General features: G+C 67.9%; 8 protein-coding genes and 1 pseudogene. 7 read left to right on the top strand and 2 right to left on the bottom strand.

Features of this window, described 5'->3' with window-relative positions; translation table 11 throughout:
* Positions 1 to 240 (bottom strand): annotated as a pseudogene (locus NM961_RS23550) (hypothetical protein); the annotation flags it as partial.
* The gene (locus tag NM961_RS23545; RefSeq protein WP_255916877.1) at positions 210 to 791 is read right to left on the bottom strand and encodes an RNA polymerase sigma factor; all 582 of its coding nucleotides are present in this window, start codon (positions 789 to 791) and stop codon (positions 210 to 212) included. The pseudogene NM961_RS23550 and the gene NM961_RS23545, both read right to left, overlap by 31 nt.
* 343 nt (positions 792 to 1,134) lie before the next feature.
* Here NM961_RS23545 and NM961_RS23540 point away from each other — a divergent pair, with 343 nt between their 5' ends.
* The 7 genes from NM961_RS23540 to NM961_RS23510 all read left to right on the top strand — a co-directional run.
* A complete protein-coding gene (locus NM961_RS23540) occupies positions 1,135 to 2,415 on the top strand; it encodes an efflux RND transporter periplasmic adaptor subunit (protein ID WP_255916876.1) in 1,281 nt (426 codons plus the stop codon).
* A gap of 64 nt (positions 2,416 to 2,479) precedes the next feature.
* Entirely contained in the window at positions 2,480 to 3,202 is a 723-nt protein-coding gene (locus NM961_RS23535; protein WP_255916875.1) for an ABC transporter ATP-binding protein, read from the top strand.
* Positions 3,203 to 3,213: 11 nt separating this feature from the next.
* The gene (locus NM961_RS23530) at positions 3,214 to 4,521 is read left to right on the top strand and encodes an ABC transporter permease (protein ID WP_255916874.1); all 1,308 of its coding nucleotides are present in this window, start codon (positions 3,214 to 3,216) and stop codon (positions 4,519 to 4,521) included.
* A 28-nt stretch (positions 4,522 to 4,549) separates the two neighbouring features.
* Complete coding sequence (locus NM961_RS23525; protein WP_255916873.1) at positions 4,550 to 5,779, top strand: ABC transporter permease; 1,230 nt, start codon at positions 4,550 to 4,552, stop codon at positions 5,777 to 5,779.
* Between the two features lie 233 nt (positions 5,780 to 6,012).
* Positions 6,013 to 7,350 (top strand): sigma-54-dependent transcriptional regulator, encoded by a 1,338-nt coding sequence (locus NM961_RS23520; RefSeq protein ID WP_255916872.1) that lies wholly within the window; start codon positions 6,013 to 6,015, stop codon positions 7,348 to 7,350.
* 59 nt (positions 7,351 to 7,409) lie between these two features.
* Entirely contained in the window at positions 7,410 to 8,717 is a 1,308-nt protein-coding gene (locus tag NM961_RS23515) for a sensor histidine kinase (protein WP_255916871.1), read from the top strand.
* Positions 8,718 to 8,856: 139 nt separating this feature from the next.
* The coding region (locus NM961_RS23510; protein WP_255916870.1) for a serine/threonine-protein kinase at positions 8,857 to 9,935 on the top strand (1,079 nt) is incomplete at its 3' end.

Below are 9,935 nucleotides of genomic sequence, written 5' to 3'. Positions count from 1 at the left end.
CGCGGCCGCGCGGCGGTCGCGCCGCGGGTGTGCCGGCGGCGCCGTACGCTCCGGCGCATCGGCCGCCGGCGGCGGCGCCGTCGCCGCGGGCGTGGTCTCGTCCTTTACCAGGCCGGCCGCGCGCAGGCTGGCGGCCAGCGCACTCCAGCCGTCGGTGCCGGGCGCGGCCTGCGGCAGCTTGCGCAAGGCGCTGCTTACCGCGTCGTCGTTCAGTTCGTTCGGGAATTGGCGATCAGACATGTCACAGACTCCGTACTGCCGTCCAGCAAGCCGCGCAGCCTTGCCGTGCCGCGGGCGACCTGGGACTTGGAGAAGCTGACGCTCTTGCCCAGGGCGTCGGCGATCTCCGGATGGGAATAACCTTCGACGTGATACAGCCACAGCACGCTGCGCGTGGTCGCCGGCAGGCGGCCCAGCGCCTGTTCCAGCAGCAGGCCGTCGGCGTGCACCCAGGGCGGCGCGGCCTCGGTCTCCAGCTCGTCGTAGCTGGCGTCGAATTCCAGGCGCTTGTCCTTGCGCAGGCGCATCAGCGCCTCGTTCAGCGCGATCTGGCGCAGCCAGCCCCAGAACGGCGAGTCGCCGCGGAACTGGTCCAGGCGCTGGAACAGCTTGAGCATGGCGTCGTGCAGGATTTCCCGCGCGGCGTCCGCGTCGTTGAGCAGGCGCAGGGCCAGGTTGTAGACCGGCCGCTCGAACAGCCGGTAGATCTGCTCGAAAGCGCGCAACTCGCCGCTTTGGGCGCGCTGCAGCAGGCTTTCCGGTACGTCGATGGCGAAGGTCGATGGGTTCACAGTAGCCAGGGATGCGGCCTGGGGCGGAATGGTCGCAGGGGCGGGATTGGGGATTGGGGATTGGGGATTCGGGATGGGCGACCCGATGCCTTGGCTTTCGCGCGCCGTCCATCGTCTCACTCCTGCGTGCAGTGCTGGTCGCGCAAAGCGCGAATCCCGTATCTGCGATCTCGAATCCCGGCCCTGTCCGCCACCCTGTCCGCGGACAGGCGTACGCCCTGTAAATCGCCAAAAAACTATTTCAATTCAATGAGGTGCTGTGCTGGCACGGAGGTTGCTGAAACAGGCCCAGGAACCGCGGTTCCGCCAACCGGCGGACAACCCAAACACTGGAGTGCCTTGCATGATTCGCGATACCTCAGCCCAGGACAGAGCCATGAGCCGGCCGGTGGTGGCCCCGGCCCGCCGCTACTGGAAATACGCGCTGGCCGCCGGCATCGCCGTGGCGCTGGGCGCCTGGATACTGCCGGGCATGCTGCGCACGCTGGGCAGCGGCGGTTCGGTCAGCGCCGAGCGGCTGCGCTTCGCCGACGTGAAGCGCGGCAACCTGACCCGCGACATCTCCGCCCAGGGCCGCGTGGTCGCGGCAGTCAGCCCGACCCTGTATTCGCCCAGCGGCGGCATCGTCACCCTGGCCGTGCAGGCCGGCGACAAGGTGGCGAAGGACCAGGTGCTGGCCGAAGTCGTCAGCCCCGAACTCAATAACCGCCTGATGCAGGAACAGGCCACCCTGCAGAGCGCCGAGCTGGCCGCCGAGCGCGCCGGCATCGACAACCGCAAGCAGCAACTGGCCACGCAGAAGGCCGTGGACCAGGCCGAGATCGACCGCCAGACCGCGGCGCGCGAAGTGGAGCGCACGCAGAAGGCATTCCAGCTCGGCGCGCTGCCGCAGCTGGACGTGATGCGCGCCAAGGACGCGCTGCAGAAGGCCGAAGTCACCCTGGCGCATGCAAAGAAAGATTCGGCGCTGGAACGCGAAAGCCTGGATTTTGAACTCAAGACCGTGCGCCTGACCCGCGACCGCCAGCGCCTGCTGGTGACCGACCTGCAGCGCCAGGTGGACGAACTCAAGCTGCGCTCGCCGGTGGCCGGCCAGGTCGGCCAACTGCTGGTGCAGCAGAAGGCCAATGTCGCGGCGAATGCCGGCATCCTCACCGTGGTCGACCTGTCGGCGATGGAAGTGGAAGTGCCGGTGCCGGAAACCTTCGCCCGCGAGCTGGCCATCGGCATGCCGGCGCAGATCCAGAACGCCGGCCAGCAGCTGACCGGCGAGCTGTCCGCGGTCAGCCCGGAAGTGGTCAACGGCCAGGTCATCGCGCGGGTGCGCTTCAGCGGCGAACAGCCGGCCGGCCTGCGCCAGAACCAGCGCCTGACCACGCGCATCCTGATCGACGAGCGGCCCAATGTGCTGATGGTCGAGCGCGGTCCCTTCGTCGATTCCGGTGCCGGCCGCGTCGCCTATGTGGTCGGCAAGGACGGCATGGCCGAGCGCCGCACCATCGAGCTGGGCGCGACCAGCCTCAACGCAGTCGAGCTGGTATCCGGCGTCAAGGAAGGCGACCGCCTGATCATCTCCAGCCTGGACGAGTTCAAGGGCGCCGAGCGCATCGCGCTGGCGCGCTGATACGGCTGCTTTCCCTACACATTCCCCCTCTCTCTTTTATCGCGACGCCCCCGGGAGCCACGTCATGCTCAAGATGAATCACCTGTCCAAGGTCTACCGCACCCACCTGATCGAGACCCACGCGCTGCGCGACTTTTCCATCCACGTGCGCGAAGGCGAATTCGTCGCCGTGACCGGCCCCTCGGGTTCGGGCAAGACCACCTTCCTCAATATCGCCGGGCTGCTGGAAGAATTCAGCGGCGGCGAGTTCTGGATCGACGGCGTGGACGTGCGCGGCATGAACGACGACCAGCGCTCGCGCCTGCGCAACGAGAAGATCGGCTTCATCTTCCAGGGCTTCAACCTGATTCCCGACCTGAACCTGTTCGACAACGTCGACGTGCCGCTGCGCTACCGCGGCTTCAACGCGGCCGAGCGCAAGCGGCGCATCGAGGAAACTTTGTCGCGGGTCGGCCTGGCTTCGCGCATGAAGCACTATCCGGCGGAACTTTCCGGCGGCCAGCAGCAGCGCGTGGCGATCGCGCGCGCGCTGGCCGGTTCGCCGCGCCTGCTGCTGGCGGACGAACCCACCGGCAACCTGGATTCGCTGATGGCGCGCGGCGTCATGGAGCTGCTGGAGGAAATCAACCGCCAGGGCACCACCATCATCATGGTCACGCACGATCCGGAACTGGCCGCGCGCGCCCAGCGCAACGTGCACGTGATCGACGGCCAGGTCACCGATTTTGAATCCGAACCGCAGCTGCGCGTGCCGGCGCAGGGCAGCGGCGCCGCGGTCACCGCCTGAGGAGCCCCGCCATGTTCTATTACTACCTGCAGTTGGGCCTGCACAGCCTCAAGCGCAATCCGCTGCTGACCGCGCTGATGGTGTTCGGCATTGCGCTGGGCATAGGCACCAGCATGACCAGCCTGACCGTGTTCTACCTGATGGGCAGCGACCCGATTCCGTGGAAGAGCGACAAGCTGCACGCGGTACAGCTGGACAACTGGAGCGCCGACCAGCCCTACCGCGCGCCGAACGAACCGCCCGACCAGCTCACCTATCTCGATGCCAATGCGCTGATGCAGGCCGGCAAGGCCGATCTGCAGGCGGCCATGTTCAAGACGGTGTGGCCGCTGCAGCCGGAAAATCCCGACGTCAAGCCGTTCTCCTCGCTGGGCCGCGCGACCTACAAGGATTTCTTCGCCATGTTCGAGCCGCCGTTCAAATACGGCCAGGCCTGGGACGCGGCGCAGGACAAGGAGCACGCCCGCGTCACCGTGCTGTCCTCGGGCCTCAACGAGAAACTGTTCGGCGGCACCGACAGCACCGGCAAGAAAGTGCGCCTGAACGAGATCGACTACACCATTGTCGGCGTGCTCGACAAATGGCAGCCGCGGGTGAAGTACTACGACCTGACCATAGGCGCGTTCAACGACGCCGAGGAGTACTACGTCCCCTTCACCACGGCGATCGAACTGCAGGCCCAGGCCAGCGGCAACAATTCCTGCTTCGAGTCGGCCAAGCCGGGCTGGGAAGGCTATCTGGCTTCCGACTGCGTCTGGATCCAGTTCTGGGTGCAGCTCGACTCGCCGGCGCGGGAAGAGGAATACATGAGCTTCCTCAACAACTACGTCAACGAGCAGAAGAAGCTGGGCCGCTTCGCGCGTCCGCTCAACAACCGCCTGCCGGACGTGAACGAATGGATCGAGGCCCAGGGCGTGGTGTCGCGCGATGCGCAGATCCAGGTCGGCCTTTCCTTCGCCTTCCTCATCGTCTGCCTGGTCAACACCATCGGCCTGCTGCTGGCCAAGTTCATGCGCAAGTCCAGCGAGATCGGCCTGCGCCGGGCGCTGGGCGCCACCCGCGGCCAGCTGTTCATGCAGCACCTGGTGGAAGCCGGCGTGATCGGCGTCAGCGGCGGGCTGATCGGCCTGGTGCTGACGGTGCTGGGACTGACCGCGGTGCGCTCACTGTACAAGGATCTCAACAACGTCGCGCATCTGGACTGGTTCATGGTGCTCACAGCCATCGCGCTGTCGGTGGCGGCGGCGGTGCTGGCCGGCCTGTTCCCGACCTGGAAGGCCTGCCAGATCACGCCGGCAACGCAGTTGAAGACGCAGTAACCGCCGACCTACGAGTACAGGTGAATTTATGGAAATTCGTCCTATTTTGTCCGCGCTGATGCGCAGCAAGGTCGCCCTGGTGCTGATCGGCCTGCAGATCGCCCTGACCCTGGCCATCGTCTGCAATGCACTGTTCATCATCTCCCAGCGCCTGCAGCTGATGGGCCGCGAAAGCGGCATCAATGAAGTCGACACCTTCACCATCGGCAGCCTGGGCTTCGGCACCGGCTTCAACGTCAAGACCAGCATCGAGGAAGACCTGGCCATGCTGCGCGGCCTGCCCGGCGTGGCCGCGGCGACCTCGACCAACACCGTGCCGCTGAGCAACGGCGGCTGGTCCACCGGCATCAGCCTCAAGCCGCAGCAGAGGACGTCCAGCGCTTCCTCGGCCATCTACTTCGTCGACGAGCACGGCCTGGATACCTTCGGTTCCAAGCTGGCCGAAGGCCGCTTCTTCACCGCCGACGAAATCACCTTCCGCGAGCGCGGCGACAACACCTGGCCGTCGATAGTGGTCATCACGCGGGCGCTGGCGAACCGGCTGTTCCCGGGCGAATCCGCCCTGGGCAAGCAGATCTACCTGGATAACGAAGGTGCGCCGCAGACCATCATCGGCATCGTCGAACGCACCCAGGTGCCGTGGCTGGGCTTTGCCAGCGACGAAGGTCCCGATGCGGAATACCAGTCCACCTTCGTGCCCCAGCGCATCTCCTTCAGCAATTTCGGCCGCTATCTGGTGCGCACCGAGCCGGGCCGCCGCGACGAGGTGATGAAGGCGGCCGAGGCCAAGATGGCGCAGATCAATACCAGCCGCATCGTGCGCGAGCCGCGCACGGTCGAGGCGATCCGCGCCGAGACCTACCAGGAACACCGCGCCATGACCATCATCCTGATCGGCGTGATCGTGGCCCTGCTCGCCGTGACCGCCCTGGGCATCGTCGGCATGGCCAGCTTCTGGGTCACCCAGCGCACCAAGCAGATCGGCACGCGCCGGGCCCTGGGCGCGACGCGCGGCTCCATCCTGCGCTACTTCCTGACCGAGAACATGCTCATCACCTCGCTGGGCCTGGTCCTGGGCACGGTGCTGACCTACGGCCTCAACTACTGGCTGATGGCGAACTACGAAGCCCAGCGCCTGCCGCTGGTCTACCTGGCCTGCGGCGTGGTCGTGCTGCTGCTGCTGGGCCAGGCAGCGGTGTTCGGCCCCGCCACGCGCGCCTCGCGCGTGCCGCCGGCGGTGGCTACGCGCAGCGTCTGAGGGCCGGGATTCGGGAGCCGGATCCGCGATGAGATACCCGCGTTCCGGCTCCGCGCTTCTCGGGCTTTGCTGCTTGCTGTTACGCTCCCTGCGTTCCCGCTGCGTTCGCAACGCAGCGGGAGCCGCTCCGACAAATCCCCGATCCCGGATCCCTGCTCCACGTAACCAAACCGCGCTGAGCTGCATCCAAGCAGTCCATGCGCAACCCGAAACCCCTATCTCATCGTGAGTCCATGCGCACCGTCCTGGTGATCGACGACAACCCGGCCGTTGCCACGGCGTTGGAAGTCCTGCTGTCCCTCAACGAGATCCGCACCGTCGCGGCGCTGTCGCCGCAGCAGGGGCTGGAGTTGCTCGAACAGGAGGCGATAGATCTGGTCATCGCCGACATGAACTTTCATCTGGACACCACCTCCGGAGAGGAAGGCATCGCCCTGTTCCGCGCCATCCGCGCGCGCTACCCGGACCTGCCGGTGATCCTGCTGACCGGCTGGACCCGGCTGGAAACCGCGGTGGAGCTGGTCAAGGCCGGCGCGGCGGACTACCTGGCCAAGCCCTGGGACGACCAGAAGCTGCTGGCCACGGTGGAGAACCTGCTGGAACTGGCCGAGTCCACCCGCGAAGTGACGCGCCTGAAGCGGGCGCGCAGCAAGAGCCAGGACGCCCTGCGCGCGCGCTTCGACCTGCGCGGCCTGGTGTTCGCCGATTCCGCCACCGAGCGCGTGATCGAGCTGGCCTGCCAGGTGGCCCGCGCCGACCTGCCGGTGCTGATCACCGGACCCAACGGCGCCGGCAAGGAACGCATCGCCGAGATCGTGCACGCGAACTCCAGCGTGAAGAACGGACCTTTCATCGCGGTCAACTGCGGCGCGCTGCCCAATGACCTGATCGAGGCCGAGCTGTTCGGCGCCGACGCCGGCGCCTACACCGGCGCGAACAAGGCGCGCGAAGGCCGCTTCGAACTGGCCGACGGCGGTACCCTGTTCCTGGACGAGATCGGCAATCTGCCGCTGTCGGGCCAGATCAAGCTGCTGCGCGTGCTGGAGACCGGACAGTTCGAACGCCTGGGCTCGGGCCGCACACGCACGGTCAAGGTGCGCGTGCTCAGCGCCACCAACGCCGACCTGCCGGCGATGATCCGCGACGGCCGTTTCCGCGAAGACCTGTACTACCGCCTCAACGTGATCGAGCTGGCCCTGCCGCCGCTGCGCGAGCGGCCCGACGACATCCTGCCGCTGGCCCAGCATTTCCTCGGCCAGGAGGCGCGCCTGTCCGACGACAGCCGCGCGGCGCTGCTGGCGCATACCTGGCCAGGCAATGTGCGCGAGCTGAAGAACTCCATCCAGCGCGCCCGCGTGCTGTGCCGCGACGGCCTGGTGCAGCCGGCCGACCTGGGCCTGGCCAGCGTGCGCGCCCAGGTGCGCGGCGCCGATGAGCCCGACCGCGCCGCGATCGAGGCCGCCCTGGCGCGGGCCCGCGGCGTCATCAGCCAGGCCGCGGCGGAACTGGGCCTGTCGCGCCAGGCGCTGTACCGCCGGCTGGAGAAGCTGGGCATCAGCCTGCCGGCCTGAGCGTCGCGGCCGGCGGTTTGGTGTAGGTTTCGCCGCTGGCGATACGCACAAGGACAGCGATGCGATTTCTTTCCCTGCAGGGCAAGCTGGCCGCGGTGCTGGCCGCCGTGGCTGTGGCCGCGGCGGGTCTGGCGCTGCTGGTGCAGCGCGGGTTCGACGATCTGCGCCTGAGCCTGCCGCTGCTGGTCCTGTTCCTGGTGCTGGCCGTGCTGCCGCTGGCGCGCGTCCTGTCCGCGCGCAGTGCCGCGCTGTTCCGCGCCTTGACCGGCAGCGTCACCAGCTTCAAGGACGGCGACTTCAGTTTCAGCATCGCCACCGACCAGCGCGACGAGCTGGGCGAGCTGGTGCAGGCCCACAACGAGCTGGGCCGGGTCCTGCGCGACGAACGCCAGGGCCTGTTCCAGCGCGAACTGCTGCTGGACACGGTGGTGCAGAACACGCCCACGGCCATGGTGCTGGTCGAACCCGGCGGCCATGTGGTCTACGCCAATATCGCCGCGCGCCAGCTGCTCAACGCCGGCAGCCCGCTGCAGGGGCTGGCCTTCGACACCGTCGTGGCCGAGTCGCCGCCGGCCTTCGCCCACGCCGTGGCCGACGGCGGCGACACCTTGTTCACCGTAGCCCTGGACGGCGAGGACGAGACCTTTCACTTCTCCCAGCGCAGCTTCAAGCTGCAGGGGCGCCAGCACCGCATGTACCTCATCAAGCGCATGACGCGCGAGCTGAGCCGGCAGGAGGTGGCAACCTGGAAAAAGGTCATTCGTGTCATAAGCCACGAATTGAACAATTCCCTGGCGCCGATTTCCTCGCTGGCCCATTCCGGCCGCGTGCTGGCCGGCAAGGGCGATACCCAGCGCCTGGGCGCGGTGTTCGACACTATCGAGGACCGCGCCCGCCACCTGCACGGCTTCATCCGCGGCTATGCCGAGTTCGCCAAGCTGCCGCAGCCGCGCCTGGAGGAGGTGTCCTGGCAGGCGGTGCTGGATGCCATCGCGCGCCAGTTCCCGGACATCCAGGTGGCTGCGGCGCCGGAACAGCGCGGCTGGTTCGACCGCAGCCAGATCGAGCAGGTGCTGATCAACCTGGTCAAGAACGCGCACGAGGCCGGCGGCCCGGCGGCGGAGATCGAGCTGGCCGTGGTGCAGCGCCCGGGCGAGGCGCGCATCGAAGTCCGCGACCGCGGCAGCGGCATGAGCGAGGCGGTGCTGGCCAATGCCCTGCTGCCGTTCTATTCGACCAAGCGCTCCGGCTCGGGCCTGGGCCTGGCGCTGGCGCGGGAGATCGCCGAAGCCCACGGCGGCCGCATCGTGCTGGCCAACCGCGAGGGCGGCGGCCTGTGCGTGACCCTGGTGCTGCCGCGCGCCTGAACCGCGGCGCTTGTCCGCCTTTGCCGCGTTTTGGCGTTGTAGAGGGGCGGCCGGGCCGGCGCGCCCGCGCCTGGCCGCCTGTGCGCCGCAAGGCGGATCCCTGTTGCTATGATCCGGCCGAGGGAGGGCTGGGTTGGCCATGCCACAGACGCCGGTGAAGATTCCTGGATATGAGTTCCTGCGCCAGCTCGGCGCGGGCGGCATGTCCACGGTCTGGCTGGCGATGCAGGAATCGCTGCAGCGCAAGATCGCGATCAAGCTGATGCGGCGCTCGCACGATGCGGCCTCCGACGACGCGCGCCAGTTCGAGAAGCGCTTCCTGCTCGAAGGCCGCACCATGGCCAAGCTGCCGCACCGCAATATCGTGGCGGTGTACGACATCGTCTCCACCGAGGACGTCGCCTATATCGCGATGGAATACCTCGAAGGTGGCACCTTGTCGGAGCGCATGCAGGACGGCCTTTCGCTGGCCGATGCGGTCAGCGTCGTGGTGCAGATCGCCGGCGCGCTGGATTTCGCCCACAGCCAGGGCATCGTCCACCGCGATCTCAAGCCGGCCAACATCATGTTCCGCGATGCGGCCACGCCGGTGCTGACCGACTTCGGCATCGCGCGCCAGCAGGACCAGGCGGCCACGCGCCTGACCCAGACCGGCATGCTGGTCGGCACGCCCAACTACATGAGCCCGGAGCAGATCAGCGGCAACGACATCGACGGCCGCTCCGATCTGTACAGCCTGGGCGTCATGTTCTACGAGCTGCTGTCGGGCCGCACGCCGTTCAACGGCGACACGCCCATCGCGGTGATGATGGCGCACCTGACCCAGGCGCCGCCGCCGCTGGATGCGGAGTTCGCCCATTTCCAGCCAGTGCTGGACCGCATGCTGGCGAAGAGCCGCGACGAGCGCTACGCCACCCTGCACGATTTCGTCGCCGCGCTGAAGCAGCGCGTGGTCGCCAGCGACACCTTGCTGATGCGGCTGCAGCTCAGCCCGGGCATGACGTCTTCCGAGCAGCTGCGCCAGCTCGGCTTCACCGCCAGCGATCCGGCGGGCAGCGGCCTGCGCAATGTCAGCGGGCTGTCCAATTCGGTGCCGCTGCCGCGGCCGCAGGATGTGGCCGCGCGCAAGACCGGCGGCGCTTCCTCGCCGGCGCGTCCGTCGCCGCCGCCGCCGGCCAGGCCGCCTGCGCCGCCGCCGCGCCGGCCCGCCGCGGCCAC

It is taken from the genome of Tahibacter harae (genome assembly GCF_024437735.1).
Classification (GTDB): domain Bacteria; phylum Pseudomonadota; class Gammaproteobacteria; order Xanthomonadales; family Rhodanobacteraceae; genus Tahibacter; species Tahibacter harae.
The sequence above is the reverse complement of the archived record's forward strand: the minus strand, read 5'-3'. Positions and strand labels throughout refer to the sequence as shown.

Bases quoted from the DNA above. Each gene is read 5' to 3' on its own strand.
- NM961_RS23525 (WP_255916873.1), top strand. From the start codon at position 4,550: ATGGAAATTCGTCCTATTTTGTCCGCGCTGATGCGCAGCAAGGTCGCC.
- NM961_RS23515 (WP_255916871.1), top strand. From the start codon at position 7,410: ATGCGATTTCTTTCCCTGCAGGGCAAGCTGGCCGCGGTGCTGGCCGCC.
- NM961_RS23540 (WP_255916876.1), top strand. From the start codon at position 1,135: ATGATTCGCGATACCTCAGCCCAGGACAGAGCCATGAGCCGGCCGGTG.
- NM961_RS23530 (WP_255916874.1), top strand. From the start codon at position 3,214: ATGTTCTATTACTACCTGCAGTTGGGCCTGCACAGCCTCAAGCGCAAT.
- NM961_RS23520 (WP_255916872.1), top strand. From the start codon at position 6,013: ATGCGCACCGTCCTGGTGATCGACGACAACCCGGCCGTTGCCACGGCG.
- NM961_RS23535 (WP_255916875.1), top strand. From the start codon at position 2,480: ATGCTCAAGATGAATCACCTGTCCAAGGTCTACCGCACCCACCTGATC.